18 protein-coding genes and 1 pseudogene are annotated in these 20,889 nt (G+C 67.5%); 6 read left to right on the forward strand and 13 right to left on the reverse strand.

Annotated features, from left to right (window positions below; genetic code table 11):
- The first annotated feature begins 110 nt into the window (after nt 1–110).
- Both G9E11_RS05385 and G9E11_RS05390 read left to right on the forward strand, forming a co-directional pair.
- Nucleotides 111–1,832: a sensor histidine kinase gene (locus G9E11_RS05385; RefSeq protein WP_190603478.1), complete on the forward strand. Its 1,722-nt coding sequence runs from the start codon at nt 111–113 to the stop codon at nt 1,830–1,832.
- Nucleotides 1,829–2,542, forward strand: coding sequence for a response regulator (locus G9E11_RS05390; RefSeq protein WP_190603479.1), 714 nt, complete (start codon nt 1,829–1,831; stop codon nt 2,540–2,542). The genes G9E11_RS05385 and G9E11_RS05390 overlap by 4 nt, the downstream gene beginning before the upstream one ends.
- Nucleotides 2,543–2,694: 152 nt before the next feature.
- On the opposite strand, the pseudogene G9E11_RS05395 reads toward G9E11_RS05390, so the two are convergent.
- Nucleotides 2,695–4,246: pseudogene (locus G9E11_RS05395) on the reverse strand (HNH endonuclease signature motif containing protein).
- 239 nt (nt 4,247–4,485) lie between these two features.
- On the opposite strand from G9E11_RS05395, the gene G9E11_RS05400 reads away from it, so the two are divergent.
- The 4 genes from G9E11_RS05400 to G9E11_RS05415 all read left to right on the forward strand — a co-directional run bounded on the left by G9E11_RS05400 (nt 4,486) and on the right by G9E11_RS05415 (nt 8,783).
- Nucleotides 4,486–5,142: a GntR family transcriptional regulator gene (locus G9E11_RS05400; RefSeq protein WP_190603482.1), complete on the forward strand. Its 657-nt coding sequence runs from the start codon at nt 4,486–4,488 to the stop codon at nt 5,140–5,142.
- The gene (locus G9E11_RS05405) at nt 5,135–6,655 is read left to right on the forward strand and encodes an MmgE/PrpD family protein (protein WP_190603484.1); all 1,521 of its coding nucleotides are present in this window, start codon (nt 5,135–5,137) and stop codon (nt 6,653–6,655) included. The genes G9E11_RS05400 and G9E11_RS05405 overlap by 8 nt, the downstream gene beginning before the upstream one ends.
- Nucleotides 6,656–7,561, forward strand: coding sequence for a methylisocitrate lyase (gene prpB, locus G9E11_RS05410; RefSeq protein ID WP_190603486.1), 906 nt, complete (start codon nt 6,656–6,658; stop codon nt 7,559–7,561).
- 70 nt (nt 7,562–7,631) lie between these two features.
- Nucleotides 7,632–8,783, forward strand: coding sequence for a bifunctional 2-methylcitrate synthase/citrate synthase (locus G9E11_RS05415; RefSeq protein WP_190603488.1), 1,152 nt, complete (start codon nt 7,632–7,634; stop codon nt 8,781–8,783).
- Between the two features lie 78 nt (nt 8,784–8,861).
- Here G9E11_RS05415 and G9E11_RS05420 read toward each other — a convergent pair whose 3' ends face one another.
- From G9E11_RS05420 to G9E11_RS05475, 12 genes are all read right to left on the reverse strand, one after another.
- Nucleotides 8,862–9,821 carry a hypothetical protein gene (locus G9E11_RS05420; protein WP_190603490.1) on the reverse strand — a complete coding sequence of 320 codons (960 nt, stop codon included), beginning with the start codon at nt 9,819–9,821 and terminating at the stop codon, nt 8,862–8,864.
- A 1-nt stretch (nt 9,822) separates the two neighbouring features.
- Complete coding sequence (locus G9E11_RS05425) at nt 9,823–10,377, reverse strand: RNA polymerase sigma factor (protein ID WP_190603492.1); 555 nt, start codon at nt 10,375–10,377, stop codon at nt 9,823–9,825.
- 74 nt (nt 10,378–10,451) lie between these two features.
- Nucleotides 10,452–10,943 (reverse strand): 8-oxo-dGTP diphosphatase, encoded by a 492-nt coding sequence (locus G9E11_RS05430; RefSeq protein WP_190603494.1) that lies wholly within the window; start codon nt 10,941–10,943, stop codon nt 10,452–10,454.
- Between the two features lie 54 nt (nt 10,944–10,997).
- Nucleotides 10,998–12,026, reverse strand: coding sequence for a site-specific tyrosine recombinase XerD (gene xerD / locus G9E11_RS05435; RefSeq protein WP_190603496.1), 1,029 nt, complete (start codon nt 12,024–12,026; stop codon nt 10,998–11,000).
- Complete coding sequence (locus G9E11_RS05440) at nt 12,026–12,688, reverse strand: NUDIX domain-containing protein (RefSeq protein WP_190603498.1); 663 nt, start codon at nt 12,686–12,688, stop codon at nt 12,026–12,028. Before G9E11_RS05440 ends, xerD begins: the two co-directional genes overlap by 1 nt.
- 47 nt (nt 12,689–12,735) lie before the next feature.
- Nucleotides 12,736–14,493, reverse strand: a complete 1,758-nt coding sequence (locus tag G9E11_RS05445) for a CTP synthase (protein ID WP_190603500.1) — start codon at nt 14,491–14,493, stop codon at nt 12,736–12,738.
- 108 nt (nt 14,494–14,601) lie between these two features.
- Complete coding sequence (gene recN / locus G9E11_RS05450) at nt 14,602–16,341, reverse strand: DNA repair protein RecN (RefSeq protein ID WP_190603501.1); 1,740 nt, start codon at nt 16,339–16,341, stop codon at nt 14,602–14,604.
- A 3-nt stretch (nt 16,342–16,344) separates the two neighbouring features.
- A complete protein-coding gene (locus G9E11_RS05455) occupies nt 16,345–17,370 on the reverse strand; it encodes an NAD kinase (RefSeq protein ID WP_190603504.1) in 1,026 nt (341 codons plus the stop codon).
- 13 nt (nt 17,371–17,383) lie between these two features.
- Nucleotides 17,384–18,196, reverse strand: coding sequence for a TlyA family RNA methyltransferase (locus G9E11_RS05460; RefSeq protein WP_190603506.1), 813 nt, complete (start codon nt 18,194–18,196; stop codon nt 17,384–17,386).
- A 2-nt stretch (nt 18,197–18,198) separates the two neighbouring features.
- Nucleotides 18,199–18,531 (reverse strand): hypothetical protein, encoded by a 333-nt coding sequence (locus tag G9E11_RS05465; RefSeq protein ID WP_190603508.1) that lies wholly within the window; start codon nt 18,529–18,531, stop codon nt 18,199–18,201.
- 9 nt (nt 18,532–18,540) lie between these two features.
- Entirely contained in the window at nt 18,541–19,533 is a 993-nt protein-coding gene (locus G9E11_RS05470; RefSeq protein WP_190603510.1) for an HAD-IIA family hydrolase, read from the reverse strand.
- A 6-nt stretch (nt 19,534–19,539) separates the two neighbouring features.
- Nucleotides 19,540–20,889, reverse strand: a 1,350-nt coding sequence (locus G9E11_RS05475; RefSeq protein ID WP_194717775.1) for a hypothetical protein, incomplete at its 5' end; no start/stop codon positions are given.

A 20,889-nucleotide genomic window follows, 5' to 3' on the forward strand; every position in this document is an offset into this window, starting at 1 on the left:
CGCTTCGGCACAATCTCTGGGCTCCGCGCGTCGGTCCTTTGTGATTTCCATCATTAGCCACAGGGTGACTTGGCTCACCGTTGCGTTCATATTGGTCATGGGAGGTGTTAATGATCCACCGGTGGAGCATCGCCAGGCGGCTGTTCGTCGCGAACCTCCTGTTCATGCTGGCTCTCACGGCCATCGTCGGCACGGCCGTTTTCGTCGACGCCCGGGACCACGCCTACGAAGAGGCCGGCCGCCGGATGGGCGCCCTCGCTACGTCCATCGCCGATAGCCCGCTGGTTCTGCAGGCCGCCGGCTCCCGGAATCCCTCGGCGCAGCTGCAGCCCTACGCGCTGAAAGTCATGGCCGATTCCGGAGCCGATTTCATCACCATCATGGCGCCGGACCGGACGCGGTGGACGCACCCGCTGGACGAGGAGCTGGGCCGCCCCTACATCGGTTCGATCGAGGAGGCCATCCAGGGACGGGTGTTCACCGAGATTACCGCCGGAACGCTGGGTCCGTCGGTGCGGACGATCGCCCCGGTGAAGGACGCCAAGGGCGCCGTCCGCGCGCTCGTGGCGGCCGGGGTGACCGTCAATACGGTGGACGTGGCTGTGTCCGGCAGGCTGCCGGCGCTGCTGGCAGTCTCCGGCTTCCTGCTCGCGGGCGGATCGCTCGCGTCGTGGTTTCTTGGCCGCTACCTGCGGCGGGTGACCAGGGGGTGGGGTCCCGAGCAGCTGGCCCAGCTCTTCGCCTACTACGAATCGGTGCTGCACTCGGTCCGGGAGGGTGTTGTCCTGATCGACCCGGCCGGAAGGGTGGTCATCTACAACGACCAGGCGGCCGAGCTGCTGGGGTTGGAGCCGCGTGAAGCGGAGGACGACCACGCGGCCACGCCGTTGCTCGCCGACCTGCCTTTGGCCCCCAGCCTCAAGGAACTCTTCGAGTCGGGGCGCACGGCCCATGACGAAATCCACCTCGCGCGTGACGGCGTGCTGGTGGTTAACCAGCGGCCGGCAGTGGGGCCAGGATCGTCCGCTGGACGGCAGCGGGGCCCGCTGTTCGGCACCGTCGCCACTATCCGCGACCGCACGGAAATCGAGTCCCTGGGCACCGAGCTTGAAAGCATGCGGACACTTTCCGATGCCCTCCGTGCGCAGACCCACGAACACGCAAACCGCCTTCATACCATGGTCTCCCTGCTGGAGCTGGGCCGGACTGATGAGGCCCTCGACTTTGCCACGAAGGACCTGGAGCTGAGCCAGCAACTGACGGACGACGTGGTCGGTTCAGTCCAGGAGCCGGTGCTTAGCGCACTGGTCATGGGCAAGGCGGCTGAGGCCCACGAGCGCGGCGTCGAGCTGGTGGTCGGGGCGTCCGGGCCGGCCCTCAGCGGAGAGTTGGCGGTACAGGACCTGGTCACGGTCCTTGGCAATCTTCTGGACAACGCCATCGACGCTGCCGCCGAGGCCCCCGCACCAAGGCGGGTGGAGCTGCTGGTGGACACGACGGGCGGGAGCCTGGACATCACCGTGCAGGATTCGGGCAAGGGCATTGACCCAACAGCTGTGGACGACGTGTTCCGCTACGGTTTCAGCACCAAGACGGCCGGGCCCTTCGGGCGGGGCCTCGGCCTGGCGCTGGTGAAACAGGCCGTCCAGCGCCTGGCCGGTACCATGAGCATCAGCAACTCGAGCACCGGCGGGGCACGCTTCCACATAGCGCTTCCGGCCACAATCGCTTCGGACGCCTCGCTTTCACACACTTCCTTCCCCGACACCTTTCCACCAAGCACATTCCCGTCCAGCACGGCCGCATCGAGCCCCCCGGAGGAGCACGCGTGACAGACATCCGAGTCCTCGTCGTCGAGGACGAGCCCGTGGCGGCTGCGGCACACGCCGCCTACGTGGGCAGGGTGGACGGCTTCACGCTGGCCGGAACGGCCCCGGACGGCCAGTCGGCGCTCCGGATGCTCACCGAGTTCTCCGCCGCCGGCAGCCCGGTGGAGCTGATTCTGCTGGACATGAACCTGCCGGACCTGCATGGACTCGACATCGCCCGGCGAATGCGCTCCGCCGGGCACTTCGCCGACATCATCGCGATTACGGCCGTTCGGGAACTGGCGATTGTCCGCAGCGCCGTCTCCATCGGCGTCGTGCAGTACCTCATCAAGCCGTTCACCTACGCGACGTTCGCGGACAAGCTGGAGAGCTACCGGCAGTTCCGTGAGCAGCTGGCAGGACCGGCGGCGGGGACGGCGAAGGCAGCCGCATCGCAGAGCGATGTGGATCAGGCCTTTGCCAGCCTGCGGGCGCCGTCGGAGCTGCCGCTGCCGAAGGGCCTGGCCCCTTCAACGCTCGACGCCGTCCGCGACTTCATGAAGGAACAGCCCGGGGCTGTCTCGGCCACCGAAGTCATGACCGCCTTGGGGATGTCGAGAGTCACGGCGAGGCGCTACCTCGAGTACCTTGCCGACGCCGGAACGGTCTCCCGCACGGCACGGTACGGCGCGCCGGGCCGCCCTGAAAACGAATACCGCTGGGCGCGCGCCTGACCAACAACCGGCATCTGGATACTGACGCGGCTCACTACCTAGGGCCCCGTTGAGGACGGCCCTTTGCAGACCAGCCGCTTACAGATCAGCACTTCAGGCATTCCGATGCCTGAACTGGAGCAAAGCACAGGCACCGGAATGGAGACCTGACCTCAGGCGGCCGTGGGTGAGGACCAGTGGGGCCAGGGATCCAAAGGCAGCGGTGGATCCAGGTCGTCGGGCCTGGCCGGCTGCTCCGGCCAGTCCGGCGGTTCCGGCAAGTCTTGGGCGGGTGGTGGTTCTGGCCAGCTGGGTGGTTCCCAGTCCTGGTACTCGGCCGGGTAGGACCGGCCCGACGGCGAAATCCAGCCCGGCGGTTCGTCACGGGTCGCTCCGACGGGTCTCCATGCTGTGGAGTGTTTCAGTCTGTGGTGTTTCGGGCACGGCTGGCCGAGATTGGCGATGCCGGTCCCGCCGCCGTCGGCCCACGCCAGGATGTGGTCGGCCTCGTTGTCCAGGGAGTGGTTGTTGCAGCTCGGGAACGTGCATTTCGCGTCGCGGAGGCGCTGCCATTGGCGCATTGGCTTCGTCAGCCGATAGCTGGTGCGTCCGATCTCCAACGGCGCCCCATCCCGCGGATCGGTCAGCACCCGGAGGAACGATGTTGCGCCGTCGGCGACGAGCCGGCGGGCCATCGACGGCGGGATCGGCCCGTACCCGTCGAGTGTGGCAGGTTCGTCGGTCACACCGAGCAGCGAGAACACCGGAACCGTGCCCAGGACCTGCGCCTTGGGGGACGGCACACCACCGACCGGCACGGAGCCTGCGGGAACCGACTCTGCGGACGGGCCGCCAGCCGGCCGTCAACCGCGCCGACAACCGGGTGGCCTGCGGTGAGCAGCCACGTGGCGAAGGTGTCGACGCGGAGCTGGGTCAGGGTGCGGGTTTCGGCCGGGCCCTGCATTGATCTGGCGGCGGCGGTGGTGCGGTCCCAGATCCCGGCGGCCTGGTCCGCGGGCAGATAGGCCGAGAACCAGGCCATGCCGTCCCGGTCCGGGACGTACTCCAGCCGCCGGTCCTTCGCACTCTTGGCGTGCCGGGGTTCGATGCTGACCGGATGATGCCGCTCCCGCCAATACCGTGCCTTAGCCCGGAACCTCGATGGGGTCAGCTCCCCCGCCGGGCAACCCTGCGCGCGTACCCGGGCGTGTCCGGGTCCAGGAAATGCGCCTCGAAGGCCGCGGCGGCTTCCGGATCCAACCCCTCGGTCTCATCGCATATAATCCGGGCGTGCTGCCACGAAATACTCCCCGACCCGAGCGCGGCCAGCGTCAACGGCAGGTCCCTGCTCAGCCTGGACGATTCCTCCAGAAACCGGGCCGCCGACCCCTCACTCAGCGTCAGCGCGCCCGCCACCTCCGCCGTCACTGACATCTCCAGCAGGTCCCGCTCCGACCGGGAAGCATCAGGAGCCGCCAAAGCCGCCTCCGCAGCGGCGAAACCGGCCGCGGCCTGCACCTCCAACGCCGCCACCCGGGCCTCCAACCTCGCAGCCTCGGCCAGCGCATCCAACCAGGCATCCGCCTGATTCCGCAGCGGATCACCACCCGGCCGGGCTGCCCCGGAACCGGCCTCGGCGCCGGCGGCCTCACGAACAAAAACAGCCAACGCGGCAACGGAGGACTCCACGCCCTCCACCGTCTGCACCGCTGCCTTCCCATCCATACCCGCAGCATGACAGGAGGCACCGACATTCAAGGGGCGGATACGGCCCCACAAGCGGGCCGGATCGGAAAGTTTTTTGGGCCGCTCAAAATCGAAAACCGGTATCAGCTCAGGGTGCCTTCCGCGGTAGCATGTATACATTGCACTGCCGCTTTCGAAGGAAAAGCGCACAGGAGCTAGGCAAACCCGCACCCCGTGTATACACTAAAATTTAAGTCCGGCCGAAGAAGGGAGACGAAATGCGTGCCAGTGACAGGGCCTATGCGGCGCTGCGCGATGACATTATCGAATGGCGCCTACTCCCCGGCACGGTACTCGCCGAAGTCGAACAATCGGAACGCCTCGGCGTCTCACGCACGCCGCTCCGGGAGGCGCTGAGCCGCCTGACGGCGGAGGGGCTGACGACGCCGGGCGGCCGCGGCGTCGTCGTCACGGATATCTCACTGGCCGACATCGACGAGCTGTTCGAGCTCCGCGAAACCCTCGAGGGAAAGGCTGCCGCGCTGGCAGCCCAACGCGGAGATGCCGACGTCTTCCTCCAGCTCCAGAGCGAGCTGCTGGACGCGCCAGCCCTGCTCAACTCCCCGGATCCCGCCCGGCACGACTATTACGAGCTTGTCGGCCGCCTGGATGCAGCCATCGATGCTGCCATCGCCAACTCCTACCTGGCGCAGGCCATGCGGGGCCTGCGCGTCCACCTTGTCAGGGTCCGCAGGCTCGCCGCCGACGACCACGCCCGGCTCACAGCCGCGGCAGCTGAACATGCCGCCATCGCCGAAGCCATCGCCGAAGGCAACCCTAGGCTTGCCGAAGCGGCCACCACCCTCCACCTGCACCGCAGTCTTTCCCACGTCAAAGCCGCCCACACATCCGCCCAGAAGGAGTCCCATGGTTAAGGAACACCACGTCCGCGTGTACAAGAGCGAGGAAAACCTCCCCCGCGAGGACCAGCTCGCCCACAAGATTGCCGTCGTGGCAGCCGACCCGGTGGAAGTAATGGCGGATGTCACGGATATGGTGATCAACCGGATCATCGACAACGCCTCCGTGGCCATCGCCTCGCTGAACCGCGCCCCTATCGTTGCGGCCCGGGCTCAGGCCCTCACGCACGGCCCGTCCAGCGGCGGCAAAGGGGCCAAGGTCTTCGGCATCGGGGAGCGGGTCTCCCCGGAGTGGGCGGCGTGGGCCAACGGCGTGGCGGTCCGCGAACTGGATTACCACGACACCTTCCTCGCCGCGGACTACTCGCACCCGGGCGACAACATTCCACCGATCCTCGCCGTGGCCCAGCACGTCGGATCCAGCGGGGCGGACCTGATCCGCGGCATCGCCACCGGCTATGAGATCCAGGTGAACCTGGTGAAGGCCATCTGCCTGCACAAGCACAAGATCGACCACGTAGCCCACCTGGGCCCGTCCGCGGCGGCCGGCATCGGCACCCTGCTCGGCCTGGACGTGGAGACCATCTTCCAGTCCGTGGGCCAGGCCCTGCACACCACCACAGCAACGAGGCAGTCGCGAAAGGGCGAGATCTCCACCTGGAAGGCGCACGCGCCGGCCTTCGCAGGGAAGATGGCGGTGGAGGCGGTGGACAGGTCCATGCGCGGGCAGACCTCCCCGGTGCCGATCTATGAGGGCGAGGACGGCGTGATCGCCTGGATGCTGGACGGCCCGGATGCCTCCTACGAGGTTCCCCTGCCCACGCCCGGTGAGGCCAAGCGCGCCATCCTGGACACCTACACCAAGGAACACTCGGCCGAGTACCAGGCACAGGCCTGGATCGACCTCGCCCGCAAGCTGAACAGGGAACACCCCGAAGCCACAGATGCGGCGAACGTGAAGTCCGTCCTGATCAAGACGAGCCACCACACGCACTACGTGATCGGCTCTGGCGCCAACGATCCCCAGAAGTACAGCCCCACCGCCTCCCGGGAGACGCTGGATCACTCCATCCCCTACATCTTCACCGTCGCGCTGCAGGACGGGGCCTGGCACCACGTCGACTCCTACTCCCCCGAACGTGCTGCCCGCCCGAACACGGTGGAGCTGTGGCAGAAGGTGTCCACGGTGGAGGATCCGGAGTGGACCCGCCGCTACCACTCCCTGGACATCTCGGAGAAGGCCTTCGGCGGTTCGGTGGAAATCACGCTCATCGACGGCACCGTCATCCGGGACGAGATTGCCGTAGCCGACGCCCACCCGCTGGGCGCCCGCCCGTTCACCCGCGAGCAGTACGTGAACAAGTTCCGCACCCTGGCCGCCGGGCTGGTGACCGAGGAAGAAATCGAAAGGTTCCTGACCGCCGTCGAACGCCTCCCGGAACTCGCGGCAGGCGAGCTGGACCAGCTCAACATCGCCGCGGCGCCCGGCGTCATCGACCTCAACGCCGCGCCCAAGGGGCTGTTCTAAATGCTGTACTCCGCGGCCACCCCCGAGCAGAAGCGGCTGCGCTTCCGTGAATTGCTGGCTTCCGGAACTATCCAGCAGTTCCCCGGAGCGTTCAACCCGCTCTCCGCACGGCTGATCGAGGAGAAGGGCTTCGCCGGGGTGTACATCTCCGGCGCCGTCCTCGCCAACGACCTTGGCCTGCCGGACATCGGCCTCACCACGCTCACCGAAGTGGCCACCCGGGCAGGCCAGATCGCCAGGATGACCGACCTGCCCTGCATCGTGGACGCGGACACCGGCTTCGGCGAACCCATGAACGTGGCCCGCAGCGTACAGGAACTGGAAAACGCCGGGCTCGCCGGCTGCCACATCGAGGACCAGTTCAATCCCAAGCGCTGCGGCCACCTCGACGGCAAGAACGTCGTGGACCTGGACACCGCCACCAAACGCATCCGCGCCGCGGCGGATGCGCGGCGGGACCCAAACTTCCTGATCATGGCCCGCACCGACATCCGTGCGGTGGAAGGTCTGGAAGCAGCGAAGGACCGCGCCAAGGCCCTCGTGGAGGCGGGCGCGGACGCGATCTTCCCCGAGGCCATGGCCACGCTGGAGGAATTCCAGGCCATCCGCGACGCCGTCGACGTGCCGATCCTGGCCAACATGACCGAGTTCGGCAAGAGCGACCTCTTCACCGTGGACCAGCTGCAGGATGTGGGCGTGAACATGGTGATTTATCCGGTGACCCTGCTCCGTAGTGCCATGGGGGCGGCTGAGCGTACGCTGGACTCAATTAAGGCTGACGGAACGCAGGAAGCGCAGGTAGGGAGCATGCTGACGCGCGCGCGGCTGTACGACCTGGTGGATTACGAGGCCTACAACCGCTTTGACACAGGTGTCTTCAACTTCCGGATCCCCGGGACCGACTGACACCCAAATCCCCGCAGGACCACCGGCCCATCCAGCCGGTAATCGGACGCAAGGAACGAAGGAGTTCAGCATGGCTGAAGAAGAGATCAAGAAGGGCCTCGACGGCGTCGTGGTGGACTACACCGCGGTCTCGAAGGTCAATCCCGACACGAACTCATTGCTGTACCGCGGCTATCCCGTCCAGGAGCTCGCCGCCCGGTGCAGCTTCGAAGAGGTCGCCTACCTCCTGTGGAACGGCGAGCTGCCGTCTTCCGGCGAGCTGGCTGACTTCACGGCCCGCGAGCGCGCCGGACGGCGGCTGGATCCCGTGGTCAAGCAGGTGATTGATGCCCTGCCGACGACGTCGCACCCCATGGATGTCTGCCGCACCGCCGCGTCGGTGATGGGCGCCCGCCACGAGCTCGCGGAGGATTCATCCCGGGAGGCCAACATGGCCAAGGCCCTGGACCTGTTTGCCGCCATGCCGGCCGTGGTGGCGTACGACCAGCGGCGCCGCCACGCGGCGGGACGCTCCGTTGAACCGGTGGAGCCGAGGGACGACCTCGGCTACTCGGCCAACTTCCTGTGGATGACCTTCGGCGAGGAGGCCGTCGCCGAGGTGGTGGAGGCCTTCAACGTCTCCATGATTCTTTACGCGGAGCACTCCTTCAACGCCTCCACCTTCGCCGGGCGCGTCATCATGTCCACGCTGTCCGACCTCCATTCGGCGGTGACCGGCGCCATCGGTGCTCTCAAGGGGCCGCTGCACGGCGGGGCCAACGAGGCCGTGATGCACACCTTCGACGAGATCGGCATCCGGCCCGAGGAGTCCCTCGAGGAAGCGGCCGACCGCGCCAAGGCATGGATGGAAAATGCCCTGGCCCAGAAAAAGAAGGTCATGGGCTTCGGCCACCGGGTCTACAAGCACGGCGACTCCCGGGTGCCCACCATGAAGGCCGCCCTCGACAAGATGATCGCCCACTACGGCCGGCCCGAACTGCTGGGCCTGTACAACGGGCTCGAATCGGCCATGGACGAAGCCAAGGGCATCAAACCGAACCTCGACTACCCGGCCGGCCCCACGTACCACCTGATGGGCTTCGACACGAACATGTTCACGCCGCTGTTCGTGGCCAGCCGGATCACGGGCTGGACGGCCCATTTCATGGAGCAGCTGAATGCCAACTCGCTCATTCGCCCGCTGAGCGCCTACAACGGTCCGGACGAACGGCACGTGCCGTAACCCCTCACCTGTATACGCGTACGACGCCGGGCCGGTCACCTTTTGGGGTGGCCGGCCCGGCGTTCTTTATCGCGGGTCTCAGGAGGCGGCAGGCTGCAGCGCCAGGGAGACCAGCATTCGCTTAAGGTTTTTGTACTCCTGCGTTCCCATGTATGCCTTGGCCTCGGCCACAGAGTCGAAAGTGAGCGGGGCGTCCTTTCCGTCCGCCGTGAGCCAGACAGTGTCGCCAAATTGCACGAACGGGACGCGGTCCGGGCCGAGGATTCCGTTGTACAAGCCACACGTCGTGGTCTGCGGAGCCAAATCTCCGTCAGTCAGGGCGAGGGACCCATAGACCTTGTCTCCCTCGATCACGCGGAAGACAAAGGCGGACGGGACCTGAGGGTGTTCCCTGAGCTTGGCGGCCTTCTGCGGGATGTCGACAGTCACCGAATCGAGGGTCTGGTACGGCTTCGGATCCGGGCAGACAGGGCCGCCCGTGGCGTCGTAAACCAACCGGAGAGTGGCCACGGCCTTGCCCGCGGCATTCTTCACCTCGACGATGTTGTAGGCACCGCCGTCGATGGTTTGCGGCGTTTGGGACACGGTCCACCCCAGCGGGTGCTCAAAGGCGGCCTGGCCGGTAGCGTCCGTGAAAGTGGTCCACGAAACCGCGGCTGCGGTGCTTGTCGGCGCCGGCGTTGCTGTCGCCGACGGTGTTGCAGAGGGCGTAGCCGCCGGCGTAGGCGTGGCCGGCCCCGCCGTTTCGGAAGCGGACGGCCCCACGGTGCCCGCCGGAGCGGGCGCCGATGCCAGCGGTCCGAGGTTCGTCGCCACCAGCACACCGGCGGTAACCGCTGCGGCCGCCAGGGTCACCACACCGGCCGCCAGGGCCCGCCGTCGTTTCCGGTCCTCGAACTGCAAGACAGTGGGCGGCAGGCTGTCCGTAAACATCGGAACCCCGGTGGTCACCTGCCGCAGGGCCTCGCCGGCATCGGGCACGGCAGGATCGCTGCGGAGCGGGTCAGCCCCGGCAATCAGGTTTTTGATCGGATCCATCTCATGCACCCATCTTCTGTGTAGCCGAATTTTGCTTGCCCGGACTCTGTCTGCCCGAGCTCTGTCTTCCAGACGGGGCGCTGACCGGCATTTGCTTGCGGAAGGCGGCCCTGGCACGGTGCAGGCGGACCTTGGCAGCAGCCTTGCTGCACTGCAGAACGCCGGCGATCTCCGCCACGCTCAATTCGTCCCAGTAGGCCAATTGCAGGATGTCGCGCTCACTGTCGCGCAGCGCGGCCATGGCGTCGTGGACCACCAGGTCCTCGGACTCCGCGCCCGAGCGGAGCTCTGCGGACGCCCGGAGCTTTGCCTGCAGCGCCACGAGGCGGTCGCGGCTCCGGTAGGCATTTCCAATCAGGTTCCGTGCCACGGTCAAAAGCCAGGCGATGTCCGATCGCGGCTGGTCGTGCCATTTCTGCCATACGACGCGGAACACGTCGGCGGCGAGCTCCTCGGCTAGCTCCGGCGATTCCACCCGCCGCCGCACGTACCTGTAAACCCGCGGATAGCTGTCCCTGTGAACGGCGATGAACGCCAGTTCGCGTTCCGAATCCACATCTCCCCCAAACCTAAGAAGTAGTGTCCTGACCTGGCAGGCTAACCGTATAGTTTCCGCCAGGACATGGGCGGTTACACGGCCCGGAAAGAATATTCGGCAGACGCCACGGTCTCGTTGTCCCCGTTCAGGGTGATGACGGCATCGACGACGCTCCCGGCCAGCGCCAGGGGCAGCCAGTGCTCAGCATCCTGCCACATGCGCTCCAGCGGAAGGGCGGAAACCAGGAACCACTCCGGAATGATCTCGGAGCTCTCGACGGGCTCACCGGCCCACCGGCGGGTGGTGAACAGGCTGGTGGACATGTTCCAGTCAGGGCGGGCGGGAAAAATGAACTCCACTGTTCCCGCGTCCAACAGGTCCTCTTCGAGGACAACGACGCCGGCTTCCTCCAGCACCTCCCGGCACGCTGCCTGGGCGTCGGTCTCGCTGGCCTCCACATGGCCGCCGAGACCGACAATTTTGCCGGTTCCGAAGCCGGTCCTCTTCAGGCCAAGGAGCACCTCAGGCCCGACCTCCGCGCGTTCCCGTAGAAGGAAGCAGAGGGTGACGGGCACGGAAGTCATGCAAACCAGCCTAGCGGTGCCGGCGCTATCCGCACGTTGATACAGGAGTCGGGATTATCCCAGGGCCCGGGGGTGCGCTGCGGCGTAGACCTCCCGCAGCGTGTCGGCGGTAACGAGGGTATACACCTGTGTGGTGGTCACCGAGGCATGGCCGAGCAGCTCCTGGACCACGCGGACGTCCGCTCCGCCTTCGAGCAGGTGGGTGGCGAAGGAGTGCCGCAGCGTGTGCGGGGACACATCCTTGGTGATCTGGGCCTTGTCCGCCGCGGCTTTAAGGATGGTCCAGGCGCTTTGCCGGCTGATGCGCCCGCCCCTCGCGTTGAGGAACAGCGCCGGGGTGCCCTTGCCCTTCCCCGCGAGCAGTGGGCGGCCCCGGACCAGGTAGGCGTCGAGGGCGCGGGCCGCGAATGAGCCGAGCGGGACGAGGCGTTCCTTGGAGCCCTTTCCGAACAGCCGCACGATGGCCGGGCCGGATTCGGCGGCCGCCACCGAGAGGTCGTCGACGTCCAGGCCCACGGCTTCGCTGATCCGGGCTCCGGTGGAGTAGAGGAATTCGAGCAGCGCCCGGTCCCGGAGACCGGTTGCGGTGTCTGTGCCGGCGGCTTCCAGGATCCGCGTGACCTCGTCCACGGTGATGGCCTTGGGCAGCCGCTTGCCGGGCATCGGCGGGTGCACGTCGCTGGCGGGGTCCGCCGTCGTGGTCCCTTCCAGCGCCCAAAAGCGGTGCAGTCCGCGGACGGCCACCACGGTCCGTGCGGCGGACCGCACTCCCAGCGGGGTACCACCGTCGGCTCCGTCAGAGAGCGCCTGCGCGAAACCCGTCACGTGGTGGCGGGTGACGTCGGCCGGACTGGTGAGGCCCTGCCCGGCGAGGTAGGTCGAGTACCGCGCCAGGTCGCGGCGGTAAGCGGACAGAGTGTTCGCCGCCAGACCCCGTTCGACGCCCATGTGCTGCAGGTAGTCGATCACGCCACGGTCAATCGCGGTGCGCGGCCGTGACGGAGGCGCCGATTCCGCGCCGTCTGTCGGGTTTGCTGCCGCCGTGGCGGAAGAATCCTCCGGTGCCGCCGTGTCCGTGGACATCAGCGCTTGCTGGGGTGGGCCGGCCAGGGGGCGTCGCCCGGCCGTAGTCCGCTGAAGCCGTCCGCTTTCGCGGCCGCGGCCGCGAGGATTCCGACGACGGCGGACGGGTTGTGCAGGCGTCCCTCCAGCACTGCGGCAACGGCATCCTCCAGCGGGATCCAGTGCAGCTCGATTTCCGCTTCCTCGTCCGTGCGGACGTGGAGTTCGTGATGCGGGACCTCGGTGAGGCCGCGGGCAAGGTAGATCCGGATCGCCTCACTGGAGGATCCGGGCGAATTGTAAAAGTCCACCAGGACATTCCAGTCACTGGCGATCAGGTCGGCTTCCTCGGCGAGCTCCCGTGCGGCGCCCACTACGAAGTCCTCCCCCTCGACGTCGAGCAGGCCGGCGGGAATCTCCCACAGGTCCATGCCCACCGGGTGGCGGTACTGCTTGATCAGCAGCACCTCGCCGTCGTCGTTCATGGGGAGCACAGCGACCGCCCCGGGGTGCTCGATGTAATCGCGGACCAAGGGATCACCCTCGGCGGTGAGCTTGAAGCTGTCGCTGACAACGTCCCAGATCCGGCCGTTGTAAACCCGCTCCCGGGAGAGCAGACGGCGCGGGCTCGGCGCATCCGAAACCTGCCGGTCAGCAGGGGTGTTTTCAGAATTACCGGGCATCGCGCCGTCCTTACTCTATGGGTGCTGTGAAATTACTCTGCTGGGATCTACTCCGCGGCGGCTTCGCCTGATCCAGCCGCAGCGGGTTCGAAACCGCTCCCGGCGCTGCCGCTCTGGTGGTCCAGGGCCGCCTTCACCAGGCCGGCGAAGAGCGGGTGCGGCCTAGTGGGCCGCGAGCTCAGTTCCGGGTGCGCCTGGGTGGCCACGTAGTAGGGGTGAACCTCGCGGGGCAGTTCCACGTATTCCACCAGCTTGCCGTCCGGCGACGTGCCGGAGAACACCAGGCCTTCGGCAGCAATCTGCTCGCGGTACTTGTTGTTCACCTCGTACCGGTGGCGGTGGCGTTCACTGACGGTGGTGGTGCCGTAGGTCTCGGCGATAACCGAACCCTCGTCCAGCTTGGCCTCGTAGAGGCCAAGGCGCATGGTGCCGCCAAGGTCGCCGCGGCCCTCGACGAATTCCAGCTGCTCTTCCATCGTGGCGATGACCGGGTACTTGGAGTCCGGCTCGAACTCGCTGGAGGAGGCACCCTCCAGACCGACGACGTTGCGGGCGTACTCGATGACCATGCACTGCAGGCCGAGGCAAAGGCCCAGCACGGGCAGCCGGGATTCGCGTGCGAACTTGAGGGCGCCCAGCTTGCCTTCCAGGCCGCGGATGCCGAAGCCGCCAGGAACACAGATCGCGTCCACACCCTCAAGGGAGCGGACCGCACCTTCATGCGTCTCGCATTCGTCGGACGGGACCCAGCGGATCTTGACCTTGGCGTCGTTGGCGAAGCCGCCGGCGCGCAGGGCCTCCGTGACGGAGAGGTAAGCGTCCGGGAGGTCGATGTACTTGCCCACGAGGGCAACCTCGACCTCGTGCTTGGGGTTGTGGACAGCTTCGAGGAGCTTGTCCCAGCTGGTCCAGTCGACGTCCTTGAACGGCAGGTCCAGCGCCCGGACGATGTACGAATCCAGGCCCTGGGTGTGCAGGGTCTTGGGGATGTCGTAGATGCTCGGGGCGTCGGCGGCGTTGACCACGGCGTCGATGTCGACGTCGCACATGCGGCCGATCTTCTCGCGCATGGCATCGGGAACTTCGCGGTCCGAGCGGATGACGATGGCTTCCGGCTGGATGCCGATGGAGCGGAGGGCGGCCACGGAGTGCTGCGTGGGCTTAGTCTTCAGTTCCTGCGAAGGACCAATGTATGGGACCAGGGAAACGTGGAGGAAGAAGACGTTGGTCCGGCCGACGTCCTGGCGGACCTGGCGGGCGGACTCGAGGAAGGGCTGCGACTCGATGTCGCCGACCGTGCCGCCGATCTCCGTGATGATGACGTCCGGCGCGTTCTTGCCCTCGGCAGGAAGCCGCATCCGGCGCTTGATCTCATCGGTGATGTGCGGGATGACCTGGACGGTGTCCCCGAGGTACTCGCCGCGGCGTTCCTTGGCGATGACCGTGGAGTAGACCTGGCCGGTGGTCACGTTGGCCGAGCCCTCGAGGTTTTCGTCGAGGAAGCGCTCGTAGTGTCCGATGTCGAGGTCGGTTTCAGCACCGTCGTCTGTGACGAAAACCTCGCCGTGCTGGAAGGGGTTCATCGTGCCCGGATCCACATTCAGATAGGGATCGAGCTTCTGCATAGTTACAGACAAGCCGCGTGCCCGCAGCAGGTGGCCGAGGCTTGAGGCCGTCAGTCCCTTGCCTAGCGAGGACGCCACACCGCCGGTGACGAAGATGTGTTTGGTCGTCTTGGACGAGCCCGGGAACCGGGAATTTACACGGGAATTTGATCGCTGCACCACGGAATTCGAGCCTATCATCAATTGAGCCTTCCACGGATCGGGTATGCGTCCCCAAAGGCTTCAGTTTTCCCTGTCCGCGCGCTCCCGGCAAGGGGTTGCCCCGGGGCTGCAAGGCCGTCGCCGGGCTCAGGCCTGCTGGGGCAGGAGCTTGGCGTCGTCCAGAAGCTCCTGCGCGTGCGCCTGGGCGGTTTCGGAGTCTTCCTGGCCTGCAAGCATCCGGGCCAGTTCCCTGACGCGTTCGGCCTCGTCCAGGAGCTGGACGTCGCTGGAGGTGAAGCCCTTGGCCGTGGAGCCGTCGGAACCTCGAACAGAGGTTTTGGTCACACGGATGTGCTGGTCAGCGAAAGCGGCGACCTGCGGCAGGTGCGTTACCACCAGGACCTGGACATGGCGCGCCAGCATGGCCAGCCGCCGGCCGATCTCGACGGCGGCACGGCCGCCAACCCCGGCGTCGACCTCGTCGAAGACAAAAGTCGGCACGGGGTCAACGGCCGCCAGCACCACTTCGATGGCCAGCATGACCCTGGAAAGCTCGCCGCCGGACGCGCCCTTGCCCAGCGGCCGGGCCGGTGCGCCGGAATGCGGCTGCAGCAGGAAGGAGATCTCGTCCGCGCCGTAAGGTCCCAGCTGGGCGGCGGCTTCGATGGTGATCACCAGGGTGGCGTCTGCCATGGCGAGGGCCTTCAGCTCGGCGCTGACCCGGGCGGACAGGTCCTTGGCGGCTTTGGCGCGGACCTTGCTGATGGCCGCGGCCTGTTTCTTCAGCTCGGCCGCGGCCCTGGCCACATCTGCTTCCAGGTTTTCGATGCGTGTGGAGTCGCCCTGCAGTTCGTCAAAGCGGGCGCGGGCGGTCTCCGCCCATTCAAGGACCTCGTCGATGCTTGGCGCGTACTTCCGGACCAGCTTGGCCAGGGACGCCCGGCGTTCCTCGATTTCGGCCAGGCGTTCCGGGCCCTCCGAGTCCAGTCCGGCCTGGTAGCTGGCCAGCTCGGTGGCGATGTCGTTGAGCAGGAATCCCACCTCGGCGAGGCGGGCGGCCGCAGATCCGAGCTCCTCGTCGTGTTCGGCCACGTGTTCCAGGGTCCGCTTGGCCGCATCAACGAGTGACGTGGCGTCGCCGGCCTCGCCGAAGTCCTCGGCAATGAGGGCCTGGTGCGCGGTGGTGGCGGCGATCCGGAGTTCCTCGACGTTGGCCAGCTTCACGGCCTCGGCTTTAAGGGCCTCGTCTTCCCCCGGCTGTGGGTCCACGGCGTCGATCTCCGCCAGTGCGGCTTCCAGGGACTCGGCCTCACGGAGCCGCTCGCGCTCCGCGCTGCGGAGTGAGTCCAGCTCTGCCTGGCTGGATTTCCAGGTGGTGTAGAGGTCCTGGAATCCGCCGAGCGTCGCGGCCAGCCCGTCCCCTGCGAACTTGTCGAGGGCTTGGCGCTGTGCCGCGGCGCCCTTGAGCCGGATCTGGTCCGTTTGCCCGTGCACCACCACGAGGGACTCGCCGATTTCGGCCAGCACGCCCACCGGGGCGGCCCGGCCGCCGAGGAAGGCCCTGCTGCGTCCGTCGGCGCCGAGGCGGCGTGACAGCAGCAGTTCCGCGCCGCCGTCGAACTCCTCAATCTCGGCACCGGCGTCCCTGGCGCGTTCCAGGGCGAGGTGCCCGGACTGCAACTGCACCACCGCTTCCGCAGAGGCGCTCTTTGCGCCGCTGCGCACGGCGCCGGCATCCGAGCGGGCGCCCAGCAGTAGCCCCACAGCGGTGACCACCATGGTCTTGCCGGCACCGGTCTCGCCGGTAACCACGCTGAGCCCGGGGCCCAGCGGCAGCGTGGCGTCGGTGATGACGCCGAGATCGCGGATTCTCAGTTCTTCAAGCATGGTTCACTCTTCAGTCGGAGGATCGGGTTCTGGACCGGGTTCGTACGGCCGAAGGCCCGAGGGCGGCGCCATGGTCCGGGGCGTACGCACAATCGGTACCGGACCGGTATGGATTTCCTCGGACTGCGGTACGGGACCGCGCCAGCCATGGATGGGAAGCTGGAACTTGCGGACCAGCCGGCCCGAAAATGGCGTCTGGTGCGTGCGGGCCAAGCGGACAGGGGTGGCCGACCTGGTGACCTCGACGCGGGCGCCGGGCGGCAGGTCCACGGAACGCCTGCCGTCACACCAGAGCACGCCCAGGGCATCCGTCCGGTTCAGTACTTCCACGGCCAGCCGGGACCGGGGCGAGACCACCAGCGGCTTGGCGAAGAGGGCGTGCGCGCTGATGGGCACAATCAGGAGGGCTTCCACTTCGGGCCACACAACAGGGCCGCCGGCAGAAAAGGCGTACGCGGTGGATCCGGTGGGCGTCGCGAGCACCACGCCGTCGCAGCCGAAGGAGGTCAGCGGGCGCTCGTCCACCTCCGTGACCAGTTCCAGCATGCGCTCCCGGTCGCCTTTTTCAATGGCGGCCTCGTTCAGCGCCCAGGTGTGCCAGATCTTCTGGCCGCGGACCCAGACCTGAACATCGATGGTCATGCGCTCCTCCACCGTGTACTCACGGCTGGCGATCCATTCGACTGTTTGGGCGAGGTCCGCGCGCTCGCTCTCAGCCAGGAAACCGACGTGGCCGAGGTTCACGCCAAGCAGCGGCACATCCTCTTCGCGGACGAGCTCAGCCGCCCGCAGGATGGTCCCGTCCCCGCCCAGCACCATAACCAGTTCGACGTCCGGCAGCTGGATATGGTCGTGGAGGATCTCGACCGGCTGGTCCATCGCGCCGAAGAAGCCCTCCATGTCGGCCAGTTCGGACTTCTGCATGACGGGGATAATGCCGAAGGCGTGGAGCTGGGCGCACGCTTCCCAGGCCGCCTTAAGGGATTCCTCGCGGCCGGTGTGGGCAAGTACCAGTACACGCCTGCTCATCGGGTTCCGCTCTCTAGTGATTCGGCCAGATCTTTCCCAGCAACGCAGCGACAGCTGCGTCCCGCTCTTCGATCTTAGGCAAGTCTTCGGACATTCTTTGCGTTATCCACAGGAAGTATTCGACATTTCCGTCCTGGCCAGGCAACGGGCTGATGGACAGCCCCCGCAGTTCCAAGCCGGCGTCCAGCGCCGCCCCCGCCACTTTACCGACAGCGAGCCGCCGTTCGCGCTCCGAGTTGACCACGCCTGTGCGGGCGAGCCGTTCCTTGCCAATCTCGAACTGCGGCTTGACCATGAGAACCAGGTCGCCGCCCGGCGCCGTGCAGGCGGCCAGCGGCGCCAGCACCAGCGTCAGAGAGATGAAGGACAGGTCGGCAACCGTGATCTCGGCGGGGCCACCGATCTGGCCGGGTTCCATGTAGCGGACGTTCAAACCTTCATGCACGCTCACGCGCGGATCGCTGCGGAGCTGCGGCACCAGCTGGCCGTGCCCGACGTCGACCGCCACCACGTGCGCGGCGCCCCGCCGCAGCAGGACGTCGGTGAAGCCGCCCGTGGAGGCTCCGGCGTCAAGGCACCGTTTGCCGCCGACGGCGACCTCGGGGAAGGCGTCCAGCGCGCCGGCCAATTTGTGGCCGGCCCTGCTGACGTAGGCGTCCGCCGCGTCTTCCGCCACGCTCAGCTCACGGTCGTCGCCCACCTGCAGCGACGCTTTGGCGAGGACGTCACCCTCAGAGGACACCTTGCCTTCGGCGATGAGCCGGGCGGCGTGGGTGCGGGACCGCGCCAGTCCCCTGCTGACGAGCAGTTGGTCGAGTCTGGGCATGGTCAGGCGGCACCCGCATCAGGCTGCGGCTTTTCACGCGGCACGTCGTACTGCGGCTCTTCGTTCAGGGCTTCAAGCAGGGCGTCGTGCATGTCTGCATAGGCGGCGGGGTGCTCCGAAACCGGGAGTCCGGGGACTTCGCGGACCCGGTCCAGGATTGCCAGCACCGCGGGGTCGGCGACGCCGGCATCAGCGCGGCCGCCGGGCAGGGGCAGCTCCGGCCAGGCGGTGTCGGGCGCAGCGGTGTCCGGCGCAGCGGTGTCCTGAACTGCGGTGACCTGAACTGCGGTGTCCTGAACTGCGCCGTCCGATGCGTCGTTGTTCAACTCGGGCATGGCAACAGTCTATTGATCCAGCCACTGGAGTTCGGGGGCTGTGGGGCTGTCGGCGTCGGGCCGGGCCGCCCACCACGCGGCACACGCCGCGCGCCACGAGTCAAGGTTGTCCTTGTGCCCGGTGATGCGGATGGCGTCACCGCCCACGGTTGCCGTGGCGGCACCGCAACGGAACGTCCCGCCGTCGTTATCAATTTCCGGATACGCCTCGTAAAGGCCGGCAAGGTCCCGGATGATGTAGCGGGGCCGCTCGTCGGTCCGGGCCGCCAGGATGGTTTCCAGTGTGTCGACGCCGGTCAGCACGGCCACGGTGGCGAAGCCCGCCCGGTTGCCGCCCAGGATGTCGGTGTCCAGCCGGTCGCCGACTACCAGCGGCCGGTCCGACGACAGCCGCTTGGCCGCGGCGTGGAACAGCGGAGCCTCCGGCTTGCCCGCGACGAGCGGCCGCCGGCCGGTTGCGGCGGCCACGGCGCCCACCAGGGTTCCGTTGCCGGGAGCCATCCCGCGCGCCTGCGGGATCGACATGTCGGTGTTCGTGGCAACCCAGAGCACGTCCGCGTCGGCCAGGACGAATGCTGCCTCGGCGAGGTCCTTCCAGCCGATCGCAGGGTTGAAGCCCTGCACCACGGCCACGGGATTGTCCTGCGCGCCGTGGACCGGCTTCAGGCCAACGAGCTCAACCTCGTGGGCCAGCGCCGGGCTTCCGGTAATGAGCACGGCAGCGCCCGGGGACAGCAGCGACGCCAGCAGGTCGGCCCCGGCCTGGGAGGAGCTCACCACCTGCTGGTCCTCGGCGGGGGCGCCAAGCTCGCGCAGGTGGGCGGCCACCTGCGCCGGCGTCCGGGAGGCGTTGTTGGTGACGTACCCCAGGCCCACGCCGATCCCGGCCAGCCGCTGCAGCGACTCCACCGCTCCCGGGATGGCGTGGGCGCCGGCGTAGACCACGCCGTCCAGGTCGGACAACAGCGCGTCGAACCGCGAGATCAGTTGGGCATCACTCATGCCGGGCTAGTCCTCCGAGCCGTCGTGGCGCCGGTCAGCATCCTGCTGTTCGGTGTGCTCGGCTTCAGCGTCAGCGTTTTCAGCGTCCCCGGCTGCAGCGTCCTCGTCTGGCTCGGCGGAATCCTGGTCGGACTCGGCGTCGTCGGATTCGAAGTAATCCGCTTCCGCGTCGTCCAGGTTCCCTTCCGCCGCGTCCGCTGAGGGACGCTGTGCGGCAGCTTCCTCCTCGGCGCTGATCCCAGGGGCCGCCTGCCTGTCGGAAGAACCCGTTGGGTCCTGCGCCGCCGTGCCTGCGGCATGTGCAATCCGCTTCCGGCGTTCAGCTTCTTCCCGGGCTTCCTCTTCCTCGTCCCAGCCAAGGTCGATGATGTCGGGTTCCTCCGCCATGCCCTGACCCAGGGCTTCCTCGGCAACGACGGCCTGCCGCTGCCACTTTCCGGCCTCGGTTTCGCGGCCAACGGCAGTCAGGGCATCCGCATAAGCGCGGAACAGGCGCGGGCTATAGGAAAAGGCGCGGTTGAGGTCCAGCTGCGGAATCTCCAGCTCCGCCACGGCGGCGTCCAGCTGGCCAAGGTCGCCGCGGGCACCGGAGGCGACAATCGCCAGCTCTACCTTGCCAGGCGCGTCGAGGTCCTGGGCCTCCTCGGAACGGACGACGTCCAGGGCGCGGTCGGGCCGGCCCAGGCCACGTTCGCAGTCTGCCATGACGGGCAGGTGGACGTTGGAACCGCTGATCCGCCGGTAGGTGCGGAACTCGCGCAGGGCCTCGCCGTAGTGTCCGGCGGCATAAGCCGTCAAACCCACTGCCTCGCGGACGGCGGCAAGGCGTCCGCCGCGGCGGCTGGCGGCGAGGGCGTGCTGGAACGCCAGTTCGGGTTCGTCGTCGATGAGCCGTCCGGCCATCACGAGGTGGCGGGCCACCCACTCCGCGCTGTTGGCTTCCAGAGTCTTGATCTGGTGCTGCGTGGCGCGGTCAAGTTCCTTGCCCGTGACGTCCTCGTCGATTTCGGGCGAACGCTCGCGGTCCGGGCGGTTCGCGCTGCGAAGGTCGCGGGCGTTGGGGACGCGTGCGGGGCGGTCCTCAGCCCTGTCGCGGCCGAACTGGCGGGGGCCGGAGTCGCCGCGGTCGAAGCTACGGGGGGCACGGTCCTCGCGGGGTGCACGGTCCTGGCGGTCGCCGAACGGGCGGCGGTTTTCTCCGCCGCCAAAGCTGCGGCGGTCGCCCTCGCCTTCACGGCGCGGACGGTCACCGAACGGCTTACGGTCGCGATCACCAAACGGCTTACGCTCCCCGCCACCAAAACCGCGGCGGTCGCCCTCGCCCTCACGGCGCGGACGATCACCAAACGGCTTACG

It is taken from the genome of Arthrobacter ipis (genome assembly GCF_014694315.1).
GTDB lineage: Bacteria > Actinomycetota > Actinomycetes > Actinomycetales > Micrococcaceae > Arthrobacter > Arthrobacter ipis.